The following is a 25,887-nucleotide window of genomic DNA, read 5'->3' on the forward strand; positions in this document are numbered from 1 at the left end:
CCTGAAATGCCGGCAGGCCGTAAGCTCGTCACCCGATCTCGGAGGTCAATGCCGTGATGACCCTTCCCGAACTTGCGGCCGACGCGCTCGGCAAATTCCTCGGCGAATACATGCAGCGCCGGTTCGGCTCTTCGCAGACCCAGCTGGTCGAGATGGTGCCCTCGATCGCGCGGATTGCCATCGAATGCATCGGCAACAGCGACGCGCTCTATCACAATGTCGAGCATACCATGCTGGTGACCCTGGCCGGCCACGCCATCCTGCGCGGCCGCGCGCTGCACTCGCACATGAGCGCCGAGGATTATGCGCATGTCATCGTCGCCTGCCTCACCCATGACATCGGCTATGTGCGCGGGCTGTTCGATGCCGACGACCACAACGGCTATCTGGTCGCTGCCGATGGCCGCAAGGTGATCCTGCCGCGCGGCTCGTCGGATGCGGCGCTGATGTCCTATCATGTCGACCGTTCGAAGATCTTCGTGATGGAGCGGCTCAAGGGCGTCGCCCTCCTCGACAAGGAGCGCATCGCGCGCGCCATCGAGGGCACCCGCTTTCCGCAGAGCGCGCCGGACGGGAATGAGGAGTTCAGCGAGGAGGCCAGCCTGCTGCGGGCCGCCGACCTGATCGGCCAGCTCGGCGATCCCCATTACATCCGCAAGGCCAACGCGCTGTACATCGAATTCGAGGAGGCTGGACTGAACCACCAGCTCGGCTACGATTCGCCGGCCGACCTCGTCGACCTGTATCCGCGCTTCTACTGGGACAGCGTCGCGCCGCATGTGCAGAAGGCGATCCGCCACCTCAACATCACCTCCAGCGGACGGCAATGGATCGCCAACCTCTACAGCAACGTGTTTCGCGCCGAGCGCGACATCTCGCTGTCGGGGCCGCAGAGGTAGGCGAGGATGCAGCGCAATCTCTCCGCTCGTCGTCCCGGCGAAAGCCGGGACCCATAACCACAGGTTTGAGTTGTTAGAAGGCTGTGGCCCAGCCTCGCGCAACAATGACCTTCGGTGGTTATGGGTCCCGGCTTTCGCCGGGACGACATCGAGTATGTTGCGTCATCGAGAGGCATATATTCACGGTCTCTCAGGATGACGGGTTCTGTTATTCCGCGGCGGTGTAGCTCCCGCGCCAGATTGCGGCCCCGCACGCATGGCTCCAATCCTCTCTTTCGTCTTGTGGCGGCGGCGGAATCGGGCGCAACATCCACCAGACAATGACCGCCTTGCCCGCACCTGCCACAACCCCGCGCTATCAGCCGCTACACTGGCTCAACAACCAGCCCTATCTGCTGCTCAGCCTGACGTCGCTGTTTTGGGCCGCCAATATCGTGCTGGCGCGGCATGTCGGCAGCCATGTGCCGCCGGTCACGCTGACCACGATCCGCTGGTTCGGCGTGTTCCTGATCCTGCTGCCGTTCGCCTGGCCGCATCTGAAGGAGGACTGGCCGAAGCTGCGCAGGGCACTGCCGCTGATGCTGCTGTTGTCCGCGGTCGGTTTCGCGTTCAACAACGCGATCTCCTACTGGGCGATGCAATATACCGAGGCGTTGAATGCGCTGCTGATCCAGTCGGCGGGGCCGCTGTTCGTGGCGCTGTGGTCGCTGATCCTGTTCGGCGTCCGGTTGACGCCGGCGCAGCTTGCCGGCATCGCGATCTCGCTGGCCGGGGTGCTGACCATCATCCTGCGCGGCGACTTCTCGGCGCTCGCCAGCATCAGCTTCAACCGCGGTGACATCATGTTCGGCGCCTCGCTGGTGTCGTTCGGGCTGTATTCGGCGCTGATCCCGCGGCGGCCGAAAATCCATCAGCTCTCGCTGATCTCGTTCACCACCTGCTGCGGTGCGCTGATGCTGCTGCCGGTGGCGGCGTGGGAATTCGCCAACGGCGTGACGCTGAAGCTCGACGTTCTGACCTTTGCCACGCTGGGCTACACGCTGATCTTCCCGTCCACGCTCGCCTATCTATTCTTCAACCGCGGCGTCGCATTGATCGGCCCGAACCGCGCGGCGCCGTTCTTTCATCTGGTGCCGGTGTTCGGCTCGGCGATGGCGATCCTGCTGCTTGGCGAGACGCTCGCACCGTACCATCTGATCGGCTACGCGCTGGTGCTCGCCGGCGTCATCATCGCTTCGCGGCAAGGATCGGCGAAGCGCTAGCTGACGCCGGGGATATGGCTAGAGCGTTTTCGAGCGAAGTGGGCACCGGTTCGCGTGAAGAAAACGCGTCAAAGCAAGAATCTAGAGCTTCGGTTCTGATTCAATCAGAACCGAAGCTCTAGCCTGCCTTGCGCAAGCCGGCGGATTTGCGTGGCGAATGTGGCTTTGCCGCCAGCGTTTCCGTGATGAACTCGATAAACCGCCTCACCTTGGCCGGCACGTGGTTACGCGAGGCGCAATAGACGTAGAGCGGAAAACGCTCGTCGGGCCAGTCGGGAAACAGCTCGATCAGCGCGCCGCTCCTCAGGTGATCGTCGAGGCCGAGATCGATCACCTGCGCGATGCCGAAGCCGGCCAGGCAAGCGCCGAGCTTGGTTCCTGAATCGGTCACGGTGAGCCGCCCGTTGACCGCCACCGGCACGACCTCGCCGCCGCGCCAAAACTCCCAATCGAAGGGACGCCCGGTCGCCGCGTCGATTGCCAGGATGCACTGATGGTCGCGGCTCGCCAGCTCCCGCGGATCAAGCGGCCGGCCGTGCCGTTCGAGATAGATCGGCGAGGCCACGGTGAGCACGCGCGCATCGAGGACGCGGCGCGCAATCAGCGCCGACGGCGCCGGCTCGCCGAAACGCACCGCCAGATCAAAACCGTCGCTGACCAGATCCGCGATCCGGTCGCGGGTCTCGATCCGCAGCTCCATGCCCGGATTCTGCAGCAGGAACTCGCTCAGCTTCGGCGACAGCACCATGCGGGAGAACAGCGGATCGACATTGACCCGCAGCCTGCCGCGGACCGCATCGCGCGATTTCGCGGTCTCCGCCGCCGCCTCGCCGATCCCGGCCAGATGCGCGGCAACCCGCTCGTACAGCGCACGTCCTTCCTCGGTGAGCTCGACGGCGCGGCTGGTGCGGTGAACCAGCCTGGCATCCAGGCGCGCCTCGAGCTTGGCGATCGCCTTGCTGACCCCGGATTGCGTCATGCCGAGCCGTTCGGCGGCCCGGCCAAAACTGCGCGCATCCGCCAGCGCCGCGAGGACTACCAGGCCGCCAACCAGTCGACCGTCAACTTCGTCCATGCCGATGCCTCTCAGTCATCCAAGAGATGACCGCCCAGTCGTAGCACTCCGCCACCATATCGGCCACTGTCGGCGCAGATCACCGGTTCGATCCGGTGAGGCCACCGCCACATCATCCGCTACGGAGATTTTGCAATGAGCGACATCCAGGCCATCGCATCCGCGATCGACGGATATTTCAACCTGATGTATGACGTCGACGATAGCCGGTTCCGCGACGTCTTCTCCGATGCCTGCATCGTGCACGGCATCCGGGACGGCAAGCACACGGTGCGGTCGGCCGCGGAATTCCGCGACTTCCTCCGCAGCCGTCCCTCGCCGGCGTCGATGAAATCGCCGCGCGAGGAGGCCATCGTCAGCATCGACCAGACCGCGTCCGATCTGGCCATCGCCAAGGTGCGCGTCAGGGCTGGCCAGACCGGTTTCATCGACCATCTCGTGTTTCATCGGATCGACGGCAGGTGGCTCATCACCACCAAGGCCTTTCACGTCGCGCAGATCTTCCCGGCGGGATCGTAGCGTCCCCAACCAATATTTCTGAATATCGGAATTATGAGGCTGATTTGCCCGACGTGTCAAGTTGCCTGGTCGACCGCCGGCCGCCATCGGCTACTTTGCATGGGGTTGTTTTCGATATTTTTGGCAGCCCGCCCCCGGCGACGGCCCGGGAGTAGCCATGCGGCGAAAGGCTGCTCCCGGCTCCCGCCAATTCCGTCATCCTGAGGTGCGCGCTCTCGTGCGCGTCTCGAAGGATCGACGGCCACCAGCCGGGTCGCACATCCTTCGAGGCTCGCCCGGCGGCGCAATTGCGCCGCAAGGCTCCCACCTCTGGATGACGGGGATGCGCAGTCGTGGAATCGCTGGGTAGGTTGCGCTTCGCTAGCTAACCCACCCTGCGCGATCCGTCACGCCGCACGCACCTTCTGCAGGAACTCGTCGACCGCGTTGCGCAGCATGCCGGACTGGGTGTCGAGCTCGCGCGCGTTCGACAGCACGTCGCCCGCCGCGGTGCCGGTGGCGGCGGCCGCGGTGGTGACGCCGCCGATATGGGCGGAGATCTCGCTCGAGCCGGCCGCGACCTGCTGGATGTTGCGTGCGATTTCGCGCGTCGCATCGCCCTGCTGGTCGATTGCGGTCGAGATCGAGGCCGTGATCTCGCTCATCTGCGCGATGGTCGCGGTAATGCCGCCGATCGAGGTCACCGCTTCGCCGGTGGAGGCCTGCATCGCGGCGACCTGCGCCGAGATCTCCTCGGTGGCCTTCGCGGTCTGGTTGGCCAGCGCCTTCACCTCGGAGGCGACCACCGCGAAGCCGCGGCCGGATTCGCCGGCGCGCGCCGCCTCGATGGTGGCGTTGAGCGCGAGCAGGTTGGTTTGGGCGGCGATCGAGTGAATCAGCTTGACCACCTCGCCGATCTTCTCGGCGCCGGTGGAGAGCGCTTGCACGGTCGCATTGGTGCGCTCGGCATCGGCCACCGCCTGGCTTGCGACTTCGCTGGAACGCGCCACCTGGCGGGAGATTTCCGCAACCGAGCTGGAGAGCTCCTCGGCCGCCGCGGCGACGGTGCCGACATTGTTGGAGGCAGAGTCGGAGGCAGCACCGACGGTCGCGGCCCGCGCGCTGGCGTCGCTGGCGGTCGCGGTCATCGACTGCGCCGTGGTCTGCATGCCGGCGGCGGCGGAAGCCACCGTGCGGACGATGCCGTTCACGCTGCGCTCGAAGTCGCTCGCAAGGTCCTGCATCGCGCTGCGCCGCTCGGCGGCGGCGCGCGCCTGCGTCTGGGCCTCGGCCTGCTCGAGGCCGCGGATGCGGATCGCATTATCCTTGAAGATCTGCACGGTCGCCGCCATCCCGCCGACCTCATCGCCGCGGCCGACGCCCGGGATGTCGCCGTCGAGCTTGCCGTCGGCGATGTCGCGCATGCGTGCACCGAGCAGATTGAGCGGCCGGGAGATGCTGCGACCGATCAACCAGGCGACCGAGCCGGAGATGATGCCGATGCCGAGGATCGCAAGGCCGAGCAGCCACGCAATCGGCCGCATCTTGGCGTCGATATCCTCGAGATAAGCGCCGGTACCGATATACATGTCGAAGCCGGGCACCGCGACGGCATAGCCGAGCTTGTGGATCGGCGTCTCCTGGCCGGGCTTCACGTAATCATAGAACAGCAGAATCTCGCCCTTGGATTTCACGCCGTCCATCAGTTCCTGTGAGAGCTTGCGGCCATTGGTCACGACGTCCATGCGGTTGGTTCCGACCTGCTTCGGATCGGGCGCCAGCACCGTGATGCCGTTGTAGTCGGTGCCGAACAGATAGCCGGCGCCGTTGTCATAGGTCATGGCGTTGGCGCGCTTGCCGAACTCGGCCAGCGCGGCCTCCTTGGTCATCTTGCCGGCGTCGACTTCCTTCTTCAGGCCCGCCGCCATGTTCTTCGCCATCTCGACGATGGCCTTGGCCTGGTCGATGCGAGCATTGGTCATCTCACGCTGCATCAAGTGACCGGCGAGGATGCCTGCCGTGCACAGACCAAGGAGGGTCACCCCCACCAGAATGCCGAGCTTGGGGGTGATCTTCAGATTTGACAGCTTCACGGGGATCTCCAGAAGAGGCGGGGAACGCGACGCGATTGGCGGATTGATTCCGCTCACCGTAATGTGAGACCCTTTACCTGATGGTTACGGAGGTTCCCCGTAGAAGCCCGGAGAATTGGGCCGCGGACCAACCGGCAATTGTGGAGCGAACAGCGCCGCTCGCGTAGAAGTAGGGATAGCGGTGATCCAAGCCGCGCTCCGGCAAGCAAGAACATCAAGAAGCAAACCAGCAAGAAGCAAGAACAGAAGACCTCACATCGGGAGCAGACAATGTCGAAATTCAGGGTGGTGACGCCGAAGGGCGCGAGCTTTACGGTCGCCGGCGGCGGCTATGATTATGAGCGCGAGGCGCTCGATCCGATCGGCGCGGAGATCGTCGAGGCGCCGGCCAACGAGGCCGAATTCATCGCCGCGGCACGCACCGCGGACGCGATCTATGCCAAGGGCATGCCGATCACCAAAGCGGTGATCGATGCGCTCGAGAACTGCAAGGTGATCACGCTCGGCAGCGTTGGCGTCGACTCGGTCGACGTCAAGGCCGCGACCGCCCGCGGCATCCCGGTCACCAACATCCCCGACACCTTCATCGAGGAGGTTGCCGACCACGCCATGATGCTGCTGCTCGCCGGCTTCCGCCGCCTGATCGAGCAGGACAAGATGGTGCGCAGCGGCCGCTGGGCGGAGGGCCGCCCGACGCTGCTGAAGATTCCGCGACTGATGGGCCAGACGCTCGGCTTCATCTCGTTTGGCCGCGTCGCCCGCGCGGTGGCGAAGCGCGCCGCGCCGTTCGGCCTCAGGATGGTGGCCTACGATCCCTTCATTCAGGAAACGCTGATGTACGACCACGGCGTGATCCCCTCGACGCTGTCGGAGGTGCTGTCGCAGTCTGATTTCGTCTCGATGCACGCCCCGGCGCGGCCCGAAGTGCATCACATGCTGACCGAGAAGCATTTTCGTCAGATGAAAAAATCCGCCATCTTCATCAACACCGGCCGCGGCGCCACCGTCGACGAGGAATCGCTGATCAAGGCGCTGCAGGAGGGCTGGATCGCCCACGCCGCGCTTGACGTGCTGGAGAAGGAGCCGCCGTCGCACAACAATCCGATGCTCGGGATGGACAATGTTACCTTGACCGCCCACGTCGCCTCGGCATCGGCACGTTTTGACGAAGCGCGCAAGCGCCGGGTCGGCTACGAATTGTCACTAGTGCTGCAAGGCATGTGGCCGGTAAGCTGCGTCAATCCGTCGGTGCTGCAGAACACCGCGCTGCGCCGCTGGCAGCCCGTCAGCATGGATCGCGGTCCGAACAGCTGAGGCGGTAATGCGCTTTACGCGCGAAGGCCTCGTCTCGCTGTCGATACGGGCCCTTCGCGCGGCGGGCGTGCCGGGACGACAAGACCTTCACCGGCGGCCAACGCCGGGAAGGAACAACAAGAACAGACAAAGCAGGGAGTGCAAACGACATGAAGTACGAGGTCACGCGTCGCGACGCGCTGGCGCTGGGAGCTTCCGCGGCGGCACTGGCAATCACCGGCGCTGCGGCGCAGGACGCCTCGAAGGTCAAGGCTGCCGACGTGGCGGCGCCGTCGCTGCCGATCGAGAAGGGCGCGACCTTGCGCATGCTGCGGCCGGTGCGCTTCGTCCAGGCCGACGAGGACGTGTTCCGCGCCAACGCCAAGAAGTTCACCGACAAGACCGGCGTCGAGATCAAGGTCGACTTCGTCGGCTGGGAGGACATCAACCAGCAGACCGCGGTGACCTCGAACTCCGGCGCCGGCCCCGACATCATCATCGGCTTCGGCGACGCGCCGCACATCTATATCAACAAGCTGATCGAATTGACCGACGTGGCCGACTATCTCGACAAGCGCTACGGCGGATGGCTCGCGCTGGCAAAACGCTATGGCATGCGCTCGAAGTCGAAGAGCTGGATCGGCCTGCCGTTCGGCGCCTCGGGCGGCCCGCTGGTCTACCGCAAGTCGCTGGTCAACGCGGCCGGCTTCGACAAGGTGCCGGAAGACCACGCCGGTATTCTCGAGCTCTGCAAGAAGCTCAAGGCGGCCGGCAAGCCGGCGGGCTTTGCGCTGGGCAACGCCGTCGGCGACGGCAACGGCTTCGCCAATTGGCTGTTGTGGTCGCACAACGCCGCGCTGCTGGATGAGGAAGGCAATATCATCATCAATAGCAAGGAGACGATCGCCGCGTTGAAATACCTGAAGGAGCTCTATCCGACCTTCATCGCCGGCACGCCGTCGTGGAACGACGTCTCCAACAACCGCGCCTACTCGTCGCAGGAGATCGGCCTGACCGCCAACGGCGTCTCGCTGTACTTCTCGCTGAAGAACGATCCCGCGACCAAGGCGATCGCCGACGACACCGAGCATCAGTTCCTGCCCAAGGGGTTGGCATCGACCTCGCCGATGTCGGGCCTGACCCTGAATGCGATGGTGTTCAAGCACAGCCCCTATCCCAACGCGGCGAAGGCGTTTCTGCAATTCATGCTGGAGAAGGAACAGTACGAGCCGTGGCTCAACGCCAATTCCGGCTACTGGTCGCAGCCGCTCGCGGCTTATGCCGACGCTGCGGTGTGGTCGGGCGATCCCAAGGTCGCGATCTTCAAGGACACGATGAAGAGCCCCTATTACAATGGCTACAAGGGGCCGATCTCGACCGCGACCGGTGCGGTCAACGCCGACTATGTGCTGGTGCAGATGTGCGCCTCCGTCGCCACCGATGCGGCCACGCCCGAGGCTGCCGCCGCGGAAGCCGAGCAGCGCGCCAAGCGGTACTTCCGACGGCAGAACCGGTAACGACGGTCATTGAACTGCGAAACTGAATCAGCCGTCATTGCGAGCGAAGCGACGCAATCCATAGCGCCGTAGACGAGAAATGGATTGCTTCGTCGCTTCGCTCCTCGCAATGACGAGAAGACGAGCATTCAATGTCCGTAACGACCCTCCCATCGCGCGGCGCAGCGCTCCGGCAACCAGGCTGGCTCGCGCGCCTGTTCGACTACAAGCCGTTCCTGATCGTGATGTGCCTGGCGCCCGCGATCGGCCTGCTGCTGGTGTTCCTCACCTATCCGCTCGGCCTCGGCATCTGGCTCGCCTTCACCGACACCACGATCGGCCAGCGCGGCATCTATATCGGGCTCGAGAACTTCCAGTATCTGCTCAAGGATCCCTTGTGGTGGAACGCGGTGTTCTACTCGATCTTCTATACCGCGGTCGCAACCTTCGGAAAATTCGCGCTCGGCTTCTGGCTGGCGCTGCTGCTCAACAACCATTTTCCGTTCAAGAGCCTGATCCGCGCCATCGTGCTGCTGCCATGGATCGTGCCGACGGTGCTCTCCGCGCTGGCGTTCTGGTGGATCTATGATCCGCAGTTCTCGATCATCTCCTACCTCCTGGTCGACGTGCTGCACCTGCGCGACAGCAGTGTCGACTTCCTCGGCTCGCCCTGGCCGGCGCGGTTCTCGCTGATCGCGGCCAATATCTGGCGCGGCATCCCGTTCGTCGCAATCTCGCTGCTGGCCGGACTGCAGACCATCTCGCCCTCGCTCTATGAGGCGGCGATGCTCGACGGCGCCACCTCCTGGCAGCGCTTCCGCTACATCACCTTCCCGATGATGATGCCAATCCTGGCGATCGTGATGACGTTCTCGATCATCTTCACCTTCACCGATTTCCAGCTCGTCTACGCCATCACCCGCGGCGGCCCGGTCAACTCGACCCATTTGCTCGCGACGCTGGCGTTCCAGCGAGGCATCGCCGGCGGCGAGCTCGGCGAGGGTGCCGCGATCGCGGTCTCGATGATCCCGTTCCTCGTGTTCGCGACGTTGTTCAGCTACTTCGGCCTTGCCCGCCGCAAATGGCAGCAGGGAGAAGCCAATGACTGACGTTGCAGCCCAATCCTCCAACGTCGCCAGCGCCACGCCCGACACAATGGCGTGGGATTCCCGCGCCCGGCGCGTGGTGATGATCTATTTGCCGCTCGCCTGCTTCATCCTGATCCTGCTGTTCCCGTTCTACTGGATGACGATCACCTCGTTCAAACCGAACGCGGAGCTCTTGAACTACAAGGAGCACAATCCGTTCTGGATCACCTCGCCGACGCTCGCGCATGTCAAGCATCTGTTGTTCGACACGTCGTATCCGCGCTGGCTGAAGACCACCATGCTGGTCGCGATCGGCTCGACCTTCCTGTCGCTGTTCGCCTCGACGCTCGCCGCCTACGCGATCGAGCGGCTGCGCTTCCGCGGCAGCCCCTATGTCGGGCTCGGCATCTACCTCGCCTATCTGGTGCCGCCGTCGATCCTGTTCATTCCGCTCGCCACCGTGATCGTGCAGTTCGGCCTGTTCGATTCGCCCTTGGCGCTGATCCTGGTCTATCCGACCTTCCTGGTGCCGTTCTGCACCTGGCTCCTGATCGGCTACTTCAAATCGATCCCCTACGAGCTCGAGGAATGCGCGCTGGTCGACGGCGCGACGCGGCTGCAGATCCTGTGGCGGATCACGCTGCCGCTCGCGGTGCCCGGCTTGATCTCGGCCGGCATCTTCTCCTTCACGCTGTCCTGGAACGAGTTCATCTACGCGCTCGCCTTCATCCAGAGCGGCGCCAACAAGACCGTGCCGGTCGCGATCCTGACCGAGCTCATCACCGGCGACGTCTACCAGTGGGGCGCGCTGATGGCGGGCTCGCTGCTCGGCTCGCTGCCGGTCGCGCTGTTCTACTCGCTGTTCGTCGACTACTACGTGTCGTCGCTGACGGGAGCGGTGAAGGAATAGCGGAGCATCGGTCGAAGCGAACTCAGCCTTTCCCGTCATCCTGAGGAGCGCGAAGCGCGTCTCGAAGGATCGACGGCCACCGGCGGGGCCGTGCATCCTTCGAGGCTCGCTCCGCTCGCACCTCAGGATGACGGGAAAAGAAGTGCGGCCTAGGTCAGTGAGGCTTGGTACTACCGCGGCACGAACGCGACCGGCACGCTGAAAGCCATCGAGCCCTGCGTGACCTCGGATGGAAAGGCCGGAAACGGTAGGGCCTGCCGCACCATCGCCAGCGCCCGCGCGTCGAAGGTCGGATTGCCGGAGGAGCCGCCGAGATGGCTCGACAGCACCTGCCCGCCGCGGCCGAGCGTGAACACCAGGCGGACCACGCCGCGCTGGCCGTTGCCCCCGGCCGGATAGGAATGGAAGCGCAGCAAATGCGCGCGAACGCGTGCGTTGTAGGCCGCGATCGCCGACGCGGCTGCGCCGGCGCTGATCGCGGATGCCGCGGGCGCCTGACGCTCGGCGCGGCTCGGCGCGCTGGTGCGAGGTGCCGGCGTCGCCTCGGATGGCTTCTTTGCCTCCCGGCGGACCACCCTCGGCTTGATGGGTTCGGGCTTCTGCTCCGGAACGACCTTCGCGGGTTCGGGCTTCGGCGGCGCGGCCTGCTGCTTCTGCTCCGGCGGCGCCGTCACCTCGGGCTTCTCCTGCAGCGGCGTCGGTGCGATCTCCTCCTGCACGGTCTGCGAGGCGGCAGGCTCCGGCGGCGACGCGTCAGCCTCCTGCATCGCCGGGCCCGGCGGCAGTTCGGTCTCCGAAATCGCCCGCGAGGACGTGATCGGCGTCAGGTCGACCAGCACCGCGGGCACGGCAACGCCCGGCGGCGGCGCCGAGACCCAGGTGATGCCGAGCGCAATCAGCGCCGCATGCGCTGCCAGGATCGCGGCCGCCGACAGGCCCCACCGCCGCAACCTGATATCGTCGCCCGCATCATGAAGCCCATACGCATTCATCGAGATTCGTCTTGTTTGCGCATGATCTTGCCGGAAAACCGGTACCCACTTTTCCGGATCATGCGCTAGCTGCGCCCGTCGAGGCCGACCAGCGCGATCTTGAGATAGCCGGCATTGCGCAGCAGGTTCATCACCTCCATCAGGTCGCCATAGCTGACTGCCTTGTCGGCGCGCAGGAAGATGCGCTCGTCCTTCTTGCCCTGCGTGGCGCCATCAAGTGTCGCGGTCAGCGCGTCGCGCGCGATCACGTCCTCGCCAACCGCGACCGAGAGGTCGGGCTTCACCGTGACGAACACCGGCTTGTCCGGCCGCGGCTGCGGCTCGGCGGTCGAGGCCGGCAGATCGACGCCGAGATCGACGGTCGCGAGCGGCGCCGCCACCATGAAAATGATGAGCAGCACCAGCATCACGTCGATGAACGGCGTGACGTTGATCTCATGCGCTTCGACCAGGTCGTCGTTGCCGCGACGCCGGCCACCGAACGCGCCGCCAGAGCCAAGCTTCGCGCCCATCGCCTACTCCGCGGCGCGCGCCAGCCGGAACAGGCTGCGATCGCCCTCGCGGCTGACCAGCAGCATCACCATGACCGAGGCGTCGCCGAGCAGCGCGCGGTAGGCCGCGATCGAACGCGTCAGGTGATTGTAGATCACGACAGCCGGAATCGCGGCCACCAGACCGAGCGCGGTCGCAAGCAGCGCCTCCGCGATTCCAGGCGCGACCACCGCGAGATTGGTGGTGTGGGCCTCGGAGATGCCGATGAATGCATTCATGATGCCCCAGACGGTGCCGAACAGGCCGACGAACGGCGCGGTGGCGCCGATGGTGGCGAGCACGCCGGTGCCGCGCGCGATCTGCCGCGACATCGCCGCCTCGACCCGCTCCAGCCGCAGCGCGATGCGCTCCCTGAAGCCGTCGTCGAACATGCCACCGGAGAGCGCCGCCTCGCGCGACGCCGACTGCACGATCTGCGCCACCGCATCGCTGCCGTCGCGGCTCGCCTGCTCGACCTCGGCAAGCTGCGTGTCGCGCTCCAGCAGGCCGATCCGCTGCCGCGCAAGCGTCGTCTTGCGGCGGATCTCGACGGTCTTGGCGAGCCAGACCGTCCAGGTCGCGAGCGAGGCGAAGGCCAGGCCGATCATCACCGCCTTCACGACGATGTCGGCGCTCTCGAACATGCCCCAGGGCGAGAGGTTGCGCGGCAGCAGCGCGGCGTCGGCTGCGGCAAGGCTCGCGCCCGGAAGCATGCCCAACGTGGCGCCCGCCAACGTTCCGATGCGTCGCCCAAGCCTGCGATGCGACATGCTCGCCTCCCGTCCTTCGTCGGTCTCAGCCCGCTTTCGGTGCAATGCGATCCGCCAGCGCGTGGAAGCGCGCCAACTGGTCGCCGCGCAACGCGCGCGTCTCGTCGCGGCCGACGAACACCTTGAACATGATGCCGCCGTCGAGATTGATGAAGGCGATGAAGGCCGACACCTTGCCCATGAAGGGCCGCTCGACGAACGCGATCGCCGCACAGCGCTCATGCCTGAGATGGCCGTGCAGGCCCTTTGGTTGCATCAGGTTTAAATAGCCGCGGCCCACTTCGCCTTTCGGAATGGCGCCGGTGAACTCGAAGATCGCATCATCAGTGTGCACGATCAGCGTCACCTCGCCCCATTCCGCGATGTCCTGCATCGCGGCCGCGAACTCGGCGGCGCCGATCCGCACCATGCCGCCCGGGAGCGCCTCGAGCACCGCGCGCGGCGTCACCTTGCGCTCACGCGCGACGTCCTCGATCACTGCGCCGGGATTGTCGGCCATGTAGGCCTTCAACCCGGCAAGCTCCGCGTTCTGCACGGCCGCCTCCGTCACGCCGGGCTCTTGGCGCGCTCGGTGATCAGCACCTCAAAGCCTTCGAATTTGGGATGGCCGAGATAGAGGCTGCCGCCGGTCTCGTTGCCTGCACGGGAATGCGCGCGGCGGAACGCATCGGACTTGGTCCAGTCCTCGAACGCTCCCTTGCTGGCCCACACCGTGTGGGTCGCATAGAGCGTGTGGTCCTCGGCCTCGGGGCCCTTCACGAGGTGAAACTCGATGAAACCCGGCAGATCGCCGAGATAGGATTCGCGGGTCTTCCAGACCGTCTCGAACGCCTGTTCCTTGCCCTTGATCACCTGAAACCGGTTCATTGCGATGAACATGTAATCCTTCTCCTGTTTGGCGGCGGATGCACGGGATCCTGCCGGTTGATCTCGTTGATATCATGAATGCGCCAAGGAATACGCCAAGGCCGCGCTGGGGGCACCAGCGCGGCCGGAGCAACCTGGATGGAATGATCGGCTCGTCGCCTTACGCTCCACCTAGGTGAATCCTGAGCCCGGCCTTGTAGACGGTGCCCGGACCGGGGCTCGAGAACAGCACGTCGTTCTGCGTCGTGCCGTCGGTCGAGGAGCCGGGGATCGCATAGGGCCGGTAGTACTGGTTCAAGAGATTGTCGACCGACGCCGTGAAGGTGATGTCCTTGGTGGCGTTCCAGGTCAGATAGAGATTGACCAGCTCGTAGCCGGTCGAGGGCAGATAGCCTGCCGGCAGGTCGTTGTTGGCGCCGAACGAGGACCATTGCGCGGCGATGATCAGCGAGCGGTCGAGCAGGCGGACGCCGCCCGTCGTCGTCACCTTGCGCGGCGTGATGGTGGCGAGCCCGACATTGGTCCCGGTGTTCCGGCCGCGCATCAGATGGCCGGCGACCCCCACGAACCAGTCACCCGCGTCATACATCGTCTCGAGCTCGAAGCCTTCGATGCGGGCGTGGGCGATGTTCTGGTACTGGTAGAACTGGCTGAAGCGTCCGAACGGCGTCGTGGTCGGCGCCGATGGAACGAGGTCGATATAGCCGTCGACGTCGTTGTGGAACACATTGATCTTGCCGCGGAACGAGTCGTTCGCGGTGAAGATGCCGTCATACTTCAGATTGATACCGGCTTCCTTGTTCTTGCCGACCTCGGGCCGCAGCGCCGCATTGGGCAGGAAGCAGAACAGGCCGCTGGTGCCGTCGGGGCAGTTGAACAGCGCCGGCCCGCCGCCGGTGGCGTGGCCGCCCGAGATCAGGGTCTCGGTGATCGACGGCGCGCGATAGCCTTCGGCATAGCTCACATAGGGCGTGAAGCCGGTCACCGGCGAGACGCCGACCGTGATCTTCGGCGACAGCCGGTCGCCGCTGGTCGTGGTGTTGATCGAGGTGAGCTCGTAGTGGTCGTAGCGGACCGCATTGACGAGTTCGAGCCAGGTCGAATAGTTCTGCTTCAACTGCACGAAGCCGCCGGACACCGTGCGCTGGCCGCCGGGCGTCGTGATGTTGGAGTTGCCGCGGGAATCAAAAGTCTCGACATCGTCGCGGAAGGCGTCGAAGCCGTAGGTCACGGCGTTGCGCCAGTCGCCGAAATTGAAGCGCGAGGTGTTGTTGACGTCGAGGCCGACGGTGTCGAGCGAATAGCCGCGCTTGTCGCCAACGCAGCCGGAGATGTTGTTGCCGGGATTGGCCAGCGTGCAGACGCCGCCGCCTGACGTGATGCGGTTGTTGTAGGTCTTGACCTGGTCGTTGTCGGTGCGGTTGCCGTAGACCGAGATGTTCCAGTCGAACAGCATGTCGTCGGGCTTGGAGTATCGCCAGCTCAGCGTACCCGTGTAATTCCTTGCATCGGAGGCGTAGACCGAGGAGCCTGCGATCGCGGCCAGCGGCGCCGTCGTCGTGGTCGGGCCGCGGTTTTGCTGACCAATATTGTACTGGTAATCCTGGAAGACACCGCCGATCTTGAACTCGTGGCCTTCGGCCGGGCGGATCGTCACCTTCATCAGGCCGGCCGCGATATCGTTGCCGGTGTTGCCGATCTCGGTGCCCGCCCCGTCCTTGTAGTTGCTCTGGGTGCGGTAGACCGCGCCGCCGAACACATCGACATTCGGATCGGCGCGCAAGCCGCCGAACACCGAACCCATGCCGCGGTCCTTGTTGCTGCCGTAGGACCCCGACATGTCGACGCCCCAGCGTTCGCCGGGACGCACCACATCGTCGATATCCTTGGTGCGGAACGAGACCACGCCGCCGATCGCGCCGGAGCCGTAGATATTCGCGGTCGGGCCGCGCACCACGTCGACGCCGCCGATCAATTCAGGATCGAGGAAGAAGGAGCCGTTGGCGTTATGGCCGGTGCGCTGATAGTTCTGCCGCGCGCCGTCGACCACCACGGCGACGCGGCCGAAGTCCTGCAAGCCGCGGATGTTGATGACGGTCGCCGGATCGTCGCCTCGCTCCTGGAACGAGACGCCGGGCACGTTATAGAAGATGTCGGACACCCGGTTCGGCTGCAGGCCCTGAATCTGCTCCAGCGTGACGGAGCTGACCGGCGCCAGCGCGTCGATCGCGCGCTCTTCGGTCTTGGATGCGACAGCCGTGATGGTGTCGAGCGATTGCACCGGCACCGCGCCGATCTGTGCGCGCGCATTCATCGCCGGCGACGCCGCTGGCTGCGGTTCGGCCGCAGGCTTCGGCTTGCGCTTGGCCTGCTTCGGCCGCTCGGTTGCGGGACGCGCAGCCGACGCATCGGCGGTTTGCGCCAAACCGCCTGCCGGCATCGCTGCCGATAATGAAAACACCGACGCACCCAAAATCAAGGCGCGCGAAACCCTAGCCCCGTCAGCCATTCCAGCCCCAGCCCGATCATCGCATTTCTGGTTGGCTGGCGTGCGCTCCACTGAGCGGCTTGCTGGCTACGTTGCGATGCAAGCGACAAGCTCGCATCGTGTGATGATTGGTTACGAGCCGGCAACAAAACGGTCAAGAATGCGGCAGCGCTGTTTACATCGATTGTAAAGTGCAGCCGTTGGAATGCGCCCTCGCCCGCTTATACAAGCAAGCATCATTTGAAGATTTCGTAGGCGCAGCACCAAGAGCATGTCGGCAACTTCCGGAGACAACATCGGCGCGGCGGGAAAACGGGCCTTATCCGCGTCTGACGCGGCCAAAACGCTCATCATGCACGGGAATCGCCTCGACAGCCGCGACCTGTTCTCGGCTGAGCGCGAAATCATCATCGTGCATGGCGAAGTGCGTTACCGCTTGCGGTTGACCTCGCAGAACAAGCTGATCCTGACCAAGTGACCGCCCCGATGACAATTTGTCGCACGCTCGCTCTGCTCGCGTTCTCCTGTCTGCTGCCGATCGGCACAGCGATCGCCGAGGGCATCACCGTGCACGACGCACGCGACCGCGACGTCGTGATCGACGATCCCACGCGGATCGTCTCGATCGGCGGCGCGATCACCGAGATCCTCTATGCGCTCGGGTTAGAGCACCGCATCGCCGGCGTCGATGCGACCAGCGTCTACCCGCCATCCGCGCTGCGAGAGAAGCCCGACGTCGGCTACATGCGCCAGCTGTCGCCGGAGGGCGTGCTCGGCCTGCACCCGTCGCTGGTGCTCGCGGTGCAGGGCTCCGGGCCGAAGGAAACCATGGACGTGCTGGAGGCGGCCAAGGTGCCGCTGGTGCTGGTGCCGGAGACGTTCTCGGAGGCCGGACTGGTCGAGAAGATCAGGCTGGTGGGCCACGCCATGGGCGCCGACCCGCGCGCCGCCTGCCTGGCCACGGCGGTGGAGAGCGACCTCACACAACTGCGCACACTGCGCGCCAAAGTGACAAAGCCGGTGCGCGTGATGTTCGTGATGTCGCTCTTGAGCGGCCGGGCGTTGGCCGCGGGCCAAAAGACCGCCGCGGACGAGATCATCCAGCTCGCCGGCGGCATCAACGCGATCGACGGTTACGACGGCTACAAGCCGGTCAACGACGAAGCCATCGTGGCGGCGAAACCGGACGTCGTGCTGTCGATCGATCGCGGCAAGGACTCGCTGACGTCGGATGCCGTGTTCGCGCATCCGGCCTTCGCACTGACACCGGTCGCGGCCAACAAGGCCTTCATCTCGATGGAGGGGCTTTATCTGCTCAGCTTCGGACTGCGCACCGCGGCCGCGGCGCGCGACCTCTCGGTCAAGCTCTATCCGGCGCTGGCGCCGGAGGCCGCCAACTTCAAGCCGGCAGCGCTGACCGCGAACTGCCGGCAATGAGCGTGCTGGCCGAACGTCCCGCGCGTGCGAAACGACGGCGCGCCGGCGTGTCGCTGCGGCCGGCGGCGACACTCACCCTGCTCTGCCTGCTTGCGGCGCTCGCAGCAATCGCGCTGGTCGCCCTGACGGTCGGCGCCGCGGGTATCCCCATGGCACGGCTTCCCGCCGCGCTCGGACTATGGGCCGACGGCGCGGCCAACCCGCTGCTGGCGCGCGACCAGCTCGTGGTGTGGTCGATCCGGATCCCGCGGATCGCCGCGGCCGCGATGGTCGGCGGACTCCTTGCCGTATCAGGCACAATCATGCAGGGCCTGTTCCGCAACCCCCTCGCCGATCCGGCGCTGGTCGGCGTCTCCTCCGGCGGCGCGTTTGCCGCCGCAGTGGCGATCGTGTTCACCGACAGCCATCTCGGCGAGAGCCTGCGCTTCCTGCAGCATCAGCTGCTGCCGATCGCGGCCTTCGCCGGGTCGCTGATCACGACCATCGTGCTGTATGGCATTGCCAGCCGCGGCGGCCGGACGTCGATTGCGATCTTCCTGCTGGCCGGGCTTGCGATTGCCGCGATCGCCAATGCCGGCATCGGGCTCCTGGTCTTCGTTGCCGACGACCGCCAACTGCGCGACATCACCTTCTGGATGCTGGGTTCGCTGAGCGGCGCGACCTGGAGCAAGCTCACGGCGCTTGCCCCGATACTGGCCGCGGCGCTGATCGCCTGCCTCTCGATCGCGCGCGGACTCGACGTGCTGGTGCTTGGCGAGGCCGAGGCATTCCACAGCGGCGTCGACGTCGAGCGGCTGAAGCGGATCTCGATCGTGCTGGTGTCGGCGATGACCGGGGTCGCGGTCTCGGTCTGCGGCGTGGTCGGCTTCGTCGGCATCGTGGTGCCGCATCTGCTGCGGCTGGTGATTGGACCCGGGCATCGCCTGCTGCTGCCGGCCTCCACATTGCTCGGTGCGATCCTGCTGGTCGGCGCCGACACGGTGGCGCGCACCATCGTGGCCCCCGCTGAGATGCCGATCGGCATCTTGACCGCGGCGATCGGCGCGCCGTTCTTCCTTGCCATGCTGCTGCGCCAGCGCTCCCTGGTGTCGCTATGAGCGCGCTGCTGGAGGCGCAGTCGGTATCGATGAAGGTCGGCGGCGCAGCGCTGGTCGATGCGGTCTCGCTGCAGATCGCCGCCGGCGAGATGGTCGCGATCGTGGGTCCCAACGGCGCCGGCAAATCGACCCTGCTGCGGATGCTGTCGGGCGATCTCCGTCCGTCGCGCGGAACGATCCGGCTCAGGCAGCGCGACCTCAACGCCTATGGTCCGCGCGAGCTGGCGCAGCGCCGCGCGATGCTGTCGCAGCATGTTAACGTCACCTTCCCGTTCACGGTCGAGGAAATCGTCAGCATGGGCGCCGGCGAGAGTCCGCGCGCGGTGACGCGCGCGCTGGTCGCCGCGGCGCTGGACGAGGTCGGGCTGGCGCATTTCCGTTTCAGGCAATTGCCGACGCTGTCCGGCGGCGAGCAGCAGCGCGCGCATTTCGCTCGCGTGCTGGTGCAGCTCGCCTGCGGCGAGGCGCTGCACGGGCCGGGACTGTTGCTGCTCGACGAGCCGACCTCGAGCCTCGATTTACGGCATCAGATCGACCTGGTCGAAACGGCAAGGCGGCGCGCCGCGCGCGGCACCGCCGTGATCGCGATCCTGCACGACCTCAATCTCGCGATGCGGTTCGCCGACCGCATCCTGCTTCTGCATCGCGGCCGGCTTGCTGTCGACGGCGACCGTGCCGCCGCGATGCAAGCGGACACGCTGAGGCAGATCTTCGAGATCGACGCCCCGATCGACTATACCGCGAGCGGCGTGCCCTTCCTGCTGCCGCAGACGATGCAGCCGGCGGGCAAGGCGACGTAACGCCGCAAGGCTTATCCCGTCGCAACATCCGCGGTTCACAAAACTGTCAGCCGGCTGTAACAGGCGGCTCGGAGAACACCGCATCGTTTGTCCTTTGGGAGATCAACCATGCGCCTGTCACTGCTCTGTTCCGTCGCCTCGATCCTGCTCGCCACATCGGCGTTCGCGCAGAGCGAGGGCGAATTCCCGGCGACGCTGGCAGGACACGCCGTGATGCCGGCGGAGAGCTTCATCGACGCCCCCGCGGATGCCCCGAACGATTTGAAGACATCGGGCAAATACACCACCGGCAAGCGCGTCGATGCCATCGGCACCGCGATGGGCAAGTCCTACGAGCGGCCGACCGGCGTGTCGCTGCCATTCAAGGGCCAGCCTCTGCAAGGCCATTCCGGCATCAAGACGATGGCCGACGGCTCGTTCTGGGTGATCACGGACAACGGCATGGGCGCGCGCTACAACTCGGCGGACTCGATGCTGTACCTGAACCGCTACAAGATGGACTGGGCGAACGGCAAGATCGAGCGTCAGGAGACCGTGTTCCTGCACGATCCCGACAAAAAGGTGCCGTTCCGCATCGTGCATGAGGACACCGCGAAGCGCTACCTCACCGGCGCCGACTTCGACACCGAGGGCTTTCAGATCATCAACGACACCTTCTGGATCGGCGACGAGATCGGGCCCTACATCCTCAAGGCCGACAAGACCGGCAAGATCCTCGCGGTGTTCGAGACAGTCGCCGACGGCAAGCCGGTGCGCTCGCCGGATCACTGGGCCGTGCAGTCGCCCGGCGCGCCCGGCGCAAGCTACATCAACGTCAACCTGCGACGCTCCAAGGGCTATGAGGGCTTTGCCTCCTCCAAGGACGGCAAGTTCCTCTACGGCCTGCTCGAAGGGCCGCTGTGGGATGCCGACAAGAAGGACCGGGAGAAGGTCGACGGCAAGGAAGCCTCCCGTATCCTCGAATTCGACGTCGCGGCGGAGAAGTTCACCGGTCGCTATTGGCAATATGTGTTCGAGCAGAACGGCAACGCGATCGGCGACTTCAACATGATCGATCCGACCCAGGGCCTTGTGATCGAGCGCGACAATGGCGAAGGCACCGCCGACAAGGCCTGCCCGCAAGGCCAGCGCGGCGAGAACTGCTTTCCTGACCTCGCCAGGTTCAAGCGCGTCTACAAGATCGAGTTGTCGGACGCCAATGTCGGCAAGCCGGTGCGCAAGATCGCCTATATCGACCTAATGAAGATCCGCGATCCGAACCACAAGGCCCGCAAGCCGCTCAACGACGGCGTCTACACCTTTCCGTTCTTCACCATCGAGAATGTCGACCGCGTCGACGAGACCCACATCATCGTCGGCAACGACAACAATCTGCCGTTCTCCTCGAGCCGCGATCCGAACAAGGCCGATGACGACGAGTTCGTGCTGCTCGAAGTCGGCGACTTCCTGAAGGCGAAGTGATAGGTTGCGCTTACCGTTAACAACAGCGTGATCGCCCGGCTTGACCGGGCGATCCAGGGCGGTTTCAACCGGTCGTCGCAACACTCCATCAAAAGGAGGCTGCGATGAAGAGGTGGAGTGGGCATTCGGATCGAGGTGAGCGAACGATCCAGAGGTCGCCATATCGGCCTCGCGAGGTCCTGCGAGAGAAGCGTAGGCCGTTCTGGATCGCGATTGCAGCGGGGCGATCGAGCGAGGATGCTGCGATTGACGCCGGGGTGTCGCCGGTGGTCGGAGTACGCTGGTTCCGGAGGGCGGGCGGCATGCCGCCAACACATCTATCGCGGTCGTCAAAACCGCCATCAGGGCGCTACCTTTCATTCGCCGAACGAGAGGAGATCGCGATCTTGCGTGCACAGGGCCAGGGGGTACGAGCCATCGCTCGTCAGCTCGGTCGCCCTCCCTGCACGATCTCTCGTGAACTTCAGCGCAACGTGGCCCGCCGCCACGGCGCTCCAGAATACCGAGCTACGACGGCACAATGGCACGCTGATCAATCCGCCCGGCGGCCAAGGCCGGCGAAGTTGGCGCAGAATCCTACTCTGCGAGATTATGTGCAGGACAGGCTTGCCGGTATGATCGCTACCGTGGACGGGGCGTCCCTCGCCGGCCCGAAGGTCGTGTGGAAGGGGCGCCGGGCCGTGCATCGACAGAATCGGCGCTGGGCTACGGCGTGGAGCCCGGAACAGATTTCTCGCCGTCTTCGGCTCGACTTTCCCGGGGATGAGACGATGCGCATTAGTCACGAAGCCATCTATCAGGCACTTTATGTGCAAGGTCGTGGAGCTTTGCGCCGCGAACTGACGGCTTGCCTGCGCACTGGGCGGGCGCTGCGGATGCCGAGAGCGCGCATACGTAAAGGCCGGAGCTTCATTCCTTCCGAGATCATGATGCCGATCGAGCCGTGCCGGGCCACTGGGAAGGCGATCTCATTCTGGGCCTTGGCAGTTCTGCGATCGGCACCTTGGTGGAACGCACGACACGCTTCACCATTCTGCTGCATCTGCCGCCCCTGGCGGAAGGAGTTCATGTGAAGAAAGGATCTGCGCTCGCCGGTCATGGTGTTGAGGCCGTGCGCGACGCGATTACCCGCACGATCTTCACCTTGCCTGAACAATTGCGGCGGTCGCTGACATGGGATCAAGGGGCTGAACTGGCTCAGCACGCACGATTGAAGATCGATGCGGGCGTGCAGGTCTACTTTTGCGATCCTCACAGCCCATGGCAACGCGGCACCAACGAGAACACCAATGGGTTGTTGCGCAAGTACTTCCCAAAAGGCACCGATCTCGGCATACATAATGCCGACGACCTTGAGGCCGTGGCTCTCGCACTCAACGCCAGGCCTCGAAAAACCCTCGGCTGGAAAACGCCGGCCGAAACTCTCAACGAACTGCTCAGTGCGAGCAAAAGTGTTGCGACGACCGGTTGAAACCGCCCAGTATTCCAGAGGCGTCTGAGTTCAATCGATAAGCCGCGGCGTACTGGATGCCCCGCTCAAGGCGGGGCATGACAGTGAATTTTCGGAAACAGTCCCCGCCATCCTCCGATCAGAAAGGTTGTTCTACAATTGCTCTTCTAGCAACGCGCTCGATGATGATAGCCTCGGTCGAGGCTTGAATCGCTTTGGGGCAAATCATGCGAGAAAAATCCAGCCTGACCTACATCGAGGCGTTCATCGCCGCGGGCTTCGTTGCGTACCTCAGCTGGGACCAGAGCTGGGGGCTTCCGCCGGGACTGGTTGCTTTGCTTCTCGGCGTGACCGTCTACTTTGCTTACCTGGCCTTGATGCGACGGTTGGTGAGATTTCATCAGAACAGCCATGAGATCGTGGCGACGATCTTGGCCGTTGCGTGGGGCGTGCTGGCTTACCTGGTCACGGTTGCGCTGCAGGCGGGATTCGCCAGTCAGATACCCGCCTCGCTGCTGATGCATCTGTGGCCCTGGATCGCGGCGCTGGCAGCTTTCATCGGAGCACTCGCCAGCAAAGTGCGCTTCATGGACGATGTTCGCGAATATGTCGTCGGCCGTCGCGCACGCTGGGACAATCAGCAATGGCTGGAGGAGGACGCGGGCTTCTAGCCCGCGTTCGCCGTCAAGCGTCACTCCTTCTTGGTCCGGTAATCCCCGAACGTCGTGTCGCGCTGGTCGAGCTGGGCCTTCACGCTGCCGCCGTCGCGGCGGAAGCCGGCCATGTAGGCCTTGCTCGCCTCGGTCGTGAAAGCCAGGGCCTGGATTTCGGTGCCGGCGCGCATCGCGGCGCGGGCGCCCATGATTTCCATCGCGCGATGCACGCTGCGCTTGTTGAGCTGCTGCAGCTCGACCGGCACCTTCGCCGCGCGCTCGGCGAAGTCCAGCGTCTTGCTCTCGAGCTCGGCAAGCGGGAACGAGCGGGTCGCATAGCCCCACTGGGCGGCCTCGCGGCCGGACATCGCATCGCCCGTCAGCATCAATTCCATGGCGCGACGCATGCCGACCAGCCAGGGGTGGTACTGCATGTCGGGCGGGCTCATCAGCCGCACCGGCGGATAGCCGATCTGGGCATCGTCGGCGACATAGACCACGTCGCAGGCGGTCGCGAGCTCGGTGCCGCCGGCGAGGCAATAGCCGTGCACCTGCGCGATCACCGGCTTTGCCAGATCCCAGATCGAGAACCAGCCCTCGACGACGTGGCGCGACCACTGGCCGGGGCCGGGCGCCGAATGATAAGGCTGGTCGACGCGGTTGTCGGCGGAGAGATCATAGCCTGCCGAGAAGCACGGACCCGCGCCGCGCAGGATCGAGATCGAAATGTCCGGGTCGCGATCGGCCTGCTCCAGCACCTCGAAAATCTCGCCGCGCAGGCGGTTGTTCAGCGCATTGCGCTTCTCGGGCCGGTTCAGCGTGATACGGCGGACGCGCGGACGCGGATCATCGACGATGATGTGCTGGTAGCTCATGGATCCTCCCGATCTCGGCTTTTTGCCGTTGGCAAAGTGATGCCCGAGATCGGGAGGGAAGTCATCGGCTGCCGGTGCAGATCAGCCCGCCGGCACCATCACGACGCCCTTGTCCTTGGGCCAGCGCATCCGCCAGGCGAAGTTGATGTCACGGACCTCGCCGGCCTTCGCCTCGAACGCCCATTCCAGCACCCCGCGCCTGTCGCGCAGATTGGTTGTCGTCGCCGGCGTCGACGACGGCAGCATCTCGACCACGATATCGTCGTTCTCGCTGACCGGGAGCTGATCCTGGATCGCGACCTTGATCGGGAAGTCGTGGCCGTTGCGCACCGTGGTCTTGAAGGCGCGCTCGTCGGTCTTCGACGTCGTCACGATCAGGCCGGCGGAACCTTCATTGCGCTTCACCACCGTGCGCTCGATCTTGACTTTGTCGTCGGCGCCGAAGCCGAGCCGCACGGTCTCGTCCTTGGCGGCGGTGGCCATCCGGCTGCGGCCGACAAAGATGCCGTCGCGATAGATCGAGACTTGCCCCGGCAGCAGCGGCGCCTCGTCGGCCTGCACGAAGCTCGCCTCCAGGAACGCGGTCGGATCGATCACCGGGACGGCGCGGATTGCGAGATCGGGGGTGATCGTCGCCGTCGAGATGCGCAGGCTCTTGGCGCCCTCGTTGGCGGAGACGCTGACGCGGCCGGGAATCTTGAAGGTGGCCTGGAATGCGCCGACGTCAGCGGTGGCTTCTTGTTCCGCTATGAGCGCCCCTGCGCCAAAACGGAATTCCCTGAGTGCGTCGGCCGCTGGTGCGGGCGCCAAAGCCGCGCGCTGTTGCACGCTGTCAAGCACTTTGCCAGCGGCCGCCACCGGCCGCGGCGGCTGCGGATACTGCACGATCAGCGAATGGAGATCGGGCGCGTTGCCGCCGCGGGCGACGCGCACGGTAGAGACGGCGAGCGCTACGTTCGACCAGTCCTCGCCGGTCGCCTGGGTGATCTCGGCGCGGCGCACCAGCTCGATCGCCGGCTTGCGGTCCTTGGCGCCGGTGTCGAGACGGGCGTCGTAAATCGGCATCCAGCGGGCGTTGCGCACCGCATAGGTCACCCGCAATGTCGCGCGGGTGGCGGCAGCGGAGGCAAGCTCGATCCGCACCTCGAGCTTACTCGGCGGCTTGGCGGCGCGGTCGGCTTCAAGGCGCGCGATCTCGCGATCGATGTCGCGCTGCTTGCGCGCGGCGTCGCGGATCGCGGTGTCGGCGGTTGCGACTTCGTCCCCGACTGCAGAGAACGCGACGCGCCACTCGCTGACCGGACGCGCCTCGCCCTTCTCGCCGATCCCGACCGGCGAGGCCTCCGCGAAATGCTCGGCGAATTTCCGCCGCGCCTCGGCCGAGGTGATGATCCCCTGCAGATCCTCACGCTGATCCCGCAACGCCTCGATCCGCTTGTCGATCTCGGGCAGGTTCGCCGGCTCCACCGGGCGCGGCGGCCGCGCGTCGATGGCGCCGATCGTCAGCTTACCGCCCGCCTCGCCCTCCACGCGGAGCGAGGACGGATCGAGGCCCATCGGGAAATCCTTGGCGACGAGCGTGTTGTCGCCGGCGGGCAGATCGAGCGTGATGACGCGGGTGACGCTGGCGCCATCGGGATAGACGGTCACGGCGTCGACCTGCGACGCCGCATCGAGACTGGCCGCATGGAGCGGCCCGGCAACCAGCGCCCCCGCCAGCACCAGGCTGGTGGTCACAAGACAATTCGCAATCTTTCGCATCACATCCCTCCAGGAAACATCGCATCGCGCGAGACCAACGGTGCGCTGGGCTCAGAGCGCGCCGTTTCTCGTGGTGAGACGCAGCGAGGAA

General features: G+C 65.2%; 23 protein-coding genes and 1 pseudogene. 14 read left to right on the forward strand and 10 right to left on the reverse strand.

Annotated elements, in window-relative coordinates; genetic code table 11:
* Nucleotides 1–53 precede the first annotated feature (53 nt).
* Together HAP47_RS33345 and HAP47_RS33350 are read left to right on the forward strand one after the other, a co-directional pair.
* Nucleotides 54–899: a metal-dependent phosphohydrolase gene (locus tag HAP47_RS33345; protein ID WP_173640936.1), complete on the forward strand. Its 846-nt coding sequence runs from the start codon at nt 54–56 to the stop codon at nt 897–899.
* A 320-nt stretch (nt 900–1,219) separates the two neighbouring features.
* Nucleotides 1,220–2,161, forward strand: coding sequence for a DMT family transporter (locus HAP47_RS33350; RefSeq protein WP_173640935.1), 942 nt, complete (start codon nt 1,220–1,222; stop codon nt 2,159–2,161).
* A 118-nt stretch (nt 2,162–2,279) separates the two neighbouring features.
* On the opposite strand, the gene HAP47_RS33355 is transcribed toward HAP47_RS33350, so the two are convergent.
* A complete protein-coding gene (locus HAP47_RS33355; protein ID WP_173640934.1) occupies nt 2,280–3,236 on the reverse strand; it encodes a LysR family transcriptional regulator in 957 nt (318 codons plus the stop codon).
* Nucleotides 3,237–3,371: 135 nt separating this feature from the next.
* On the opposite strand from HAP47_RS33355, the gene HAP47_RS33360 reads away from it, so the two are divergent.
* Complete coding sequence (locus HAP47_RS33360) at nt 3,372–3,755, forward strand: nuclear transport factor 2 family protein (RefSeq protein ID WP_173640933.1); 384 nt, start codon at nt 3,372–3,374, stop codon at nt 3,753–3,755.
* Nucleotides 3,756–4,141: 386 nt separating this feature from the next.
* Here HAP47_RS33360 and HAP47_RS33365 read toward each other — a convergent pair whose 3' ends face one another.
* Nucleotides 4,142–5,827, reverse strand: coding sequence for a methyl-accepting chemotaxis protein (locus HAP47_RS33365; RefSeq protein ID WP_173640932.1), 1,686 nt, complete (start codon nt 5,825–5,827; stop codon nt 4,142–4,144).
* Between the two features lie 270 nt (nt 5,828–6,097).
* On the opposite strand from HAP47_RS33365, the gene HAP47_RS33370 reads away from it, so the two are divergent.
* The 4 genes from HAP47_RS33370 (at nt 6,098) to HAP47_RS33385 (ending at nt 10,614) form a co-directional block, all read left to right on the forward strand.
* Nucleotides 6,098–7,141, forward strand: coding sequence for a C-terminal binding protein (locus HAP47_RS33370; RefSeq protein ID WP_173640931.1), 1,044 nt, complete (start codon nt 6,098–6,100; stop codon nt 7,139–7,141).
* Between the two features lie 149 nt (nt 7,142–7,290).
* Entirely contained in the window at nt 7,291–8,637 is a 1,347-nt protein-coding gene (locus tag HAP47_RS33375; RefSeq protein WP_173640930.1) for an ABC transporter substrate-binding protein, read from the forward strand.
* Between the two features lie 131 nt (nt 8,638–8,768).
* The gene (locus HAP47_RS33380) at nt 8,769–9,725 is read left to right on the forward strand and encodes a carbohydrate ABC transporter permease (protein WP_173640929.1); all 957 of its coding nucleotides are present in this window, start codon (nt 8,769–8,771) and stop codon (nt 9,723–9,725) included.
* On the forward strand, nt 9,718–10,614 hold the full coding sequence (locus tag HAP47_RS33385; RefSeq protein WP_173640928.1) for a carbohydrate ABC transporter permease: 897 nt from the start codon (nt 9,718–9,720) through the stop codon (nt 10,612–10,614). Before HAP47_RS33380 ends, HAP47_RS33385 begins: the two co-directional genes overlap by 8 nt.
* A gap of 170 nt (nt 10,615–10,784) precedes the next feature.
* Here the strand turns inward: HAP47_RS33385 and HAP47_RS33390 are convergent, their stop codons facing one another.
* The 6 genes from HAP47_RS33390 to HAP47_RS33415 all read right to left on the reverse strand — a co-directional run bounded on the left by HAP47_RS33390 (nt 10,785) and on the right by HAP47_RS33415 (nt 16,283).
* A complete protein-coding gene (locus HAP47_RS33390) occupies nt 10,785–11,606 on the reverse strand; it encodes an energy transducer TonB family protein (RefSeq protein ID WP_173640927.1) in 822 nt (273 codons plus the stop codon).
* A gap of 65 nt (nt 11,607–11,671) precedes the next feature.
* The gene (gene exbD, locus HAP47_RS33395) at nt 11,672–12,118 is read right to left on the reverse strand and encodes a TonB system transport protein ExbD (RefSeq protein WP_173640926.1); all 447 of its coding nucleotides are present in this window, start codon (nt 12,116–12,118) and stop codon (nt 11,672–11,674) included.
* 3 nt (nt 12,119–12,121) lie between these two features.
* The gene (gene exbB / locus HAP47_RS33400; RefSeq protein ID WP_231169026.1) at nt 12,122–12,850 is read right to left on the reverse strand and encodes a tonB-system energizer ExbB; all 729 of its coding nucleotides are present in this window, start codon (nt 12,848–12,850) and stop codon (nt 12,122–12,124) included.
* Nucleotides 12,851–12,932: 82 nt separating this feature from the next.
* Nucleotides 12,933–13,406 carry a heme utilization cystosolic carrier protein HutX gene (gene hutX, locus HAP47_RS33405; RefSeq protein ID WP_210285603.1) on the reverse strand — a complete coding sequence of 158 codons (474 nt, stop codon included), beginning with the start codon at nt 13,404–13,406 and terminating at the stop codon, nt 12,933–12,935.
* Nucleotides 13,407–13,453: 47 nt separating this feature from the next.
* Nucleotides 13,454–13,786 carry an antibiotic biosynthesis monooxygenase family protein gene (locus HAP47_RS33410; RefSeq protein WP_050630406.1) on the reverse strand — a complete coding sequence of 111 codons (333 nt, stop codon included), beginning with the start codon at nt 13,784–13,786 and terminating at the stop codon, nt 13,454–13,456.
* Nucleotides 13,787–13,934: 148 nt separating this feature from the next.
* Complete coding sequence (locus HAP47_RS33415) at nt 13,935–16,283, reverse strand: TonB-dependent hemoglobin/transferrin/lactoferrin family receptor (protein ID WP_173640925.1); 2,349 nt, start codon at nt 16,281–16,283, stop codon at nt 13,935–13,937.
* 250 nt (nt 16,284–16,533) lie between these two features.
* Here HAP47_RS33415 and hemP point away from each other — a divergent pair, with 250 nt between their 5' ends.
* The 7 genes and pseudogenes from hemP (at nt 16,534) to HAP47_RS33450 (ending at nt 23,178) form a co-directional block, all read left to right on the forward strand.
* Nucleotides 16,534–16,740, forward strand: a complete 207-nt coding sequence (gene hemP / locus HAP47_RS33420; RefSeq protein WP_173640924.1) for a hemin uptake protein HemP — start codon at nt 16,534–16,536, stop codon at nt 16,738–16,740.
* 8 nt (nt 16,741–16,748) lie between these two features.
* On the forward strand, nt 16,749–17,699 hold the full coding sequence (locus tag HAP47_RS33425; protein ID WP_173640923.1) for a heme/hemin ABC transporter substrate-binding protein: 951 nt from the start codon (nt 16,749–16,751) through the stop codon (nt 17,697–17,699).
* Nucleotides 17,696–18,796 carry a FecCD family ABC transporter permease gene (locus HAP47_RS33430; protein WP_173640922.1) on the forward strand — a complete coding sequence of 367 codons (1,101 nt, stop codon included), beginning with the start codon at nt 17,696–17,698 and terminating at the stop codon, nt 18,794–18,796. The genes HAP47_RS33425 and HAP47_RS33430 overlap by 4 nt, the downstream gene beginning before the upstream one ends.
* Nucleotides 18,793–19,596, forward strand: coding sequence for a heme ABC transporter ATP-binding protein (locus HAP47_RS33435; RefSeq protein WP_173640921.1), 804 nt, complete (start codon nt 18,793–18,795; stop codon nt 19,594–19,596). Before HAP47_RS33430 ends, HAP47_RS33435 begins: the two co-directional genes overlap by 4 nt.
* Before the next feature lie 108 nt (nt 19,597–19,704).
* Nucleotides 19,705–21,057 carry an esterase-like activity of phytase family protein gene (locus HAP47_RS33440; RefSeq protein WP_173640920.1) on the forward strand — a complete coding sequence of 451 codons (1,353 nt, stop codon included), beginning with the start codon at nt 19,705–19,707 and terminating at the stop codon, nt 21,055–21,057.
* A 104-nt stretch (nt 21,058–21,161) separates the two neighbouring features.
* A pseudogene (locus tag HAP47_RS33445) lies at nt 21,162–22,528 on the forward strand (IS30 family transposase).
* Between the two features lie 206 nt (nt 22,529–22,734).
* Nucleotides 22,735–23,178, forward strand: a complete 444-nt coding sequence (locus HAP47_RS33450) for a hypothetical protein (RefSeq protein WP_173640919.1) — start codon at nt 22,735–22,737, stop codon at nt 23,176–23,178.
* Nucleotides 23,179–23,198: 20 nt separating this feature from the next.
* Here HAP47_RS33450 and HAP47_RS33455 read toward each other — a convergent pair whose 3' ends face one another.
* Both HAP47_RS33455 and HAP47_RS33460 read right to left on the reverse strand, forming a co-directional pair.
* The gene (locus HAP47_RS33455; protein WP_173640918.1) at nt 23,199–24,035 is read right to left on the reverse strand and encodes an enoyl-CoA hydratase-related protein; all 837 of its coding nucleotides are present in this window, start codon (nt 24,033–24,035) and stop codon (nt 23,199–23,201) included.
* 81 nt (nt 24,036–24,116) lie between these two features.
* A complete protein-coding gene (locus tag HAP47_RS33460) occupies nt 24,117–25,796 on the reverse strand; it encodes a mucoidy inhibitor MuiA family protein (RefSeq protein WP_173640917.1) in 1,680 nt (559 codons plus the stop codon).
* Nucleotides 25,797–25,887: the final 91 nt, after the last annotated feature.

The sequence above is a fragment of the Bradyrhizobium sp. 41S5 genome, from assembly GCF_011516665.3.
In the GTDB taxonomy this organism is placed as follows: Bacteria; Pseudomonadota; Alphaproteobacteria; order Rhizobiales; family Xanthobacteraceae; genus Bradyrhizobium; species Bradyrhizobium quebecense.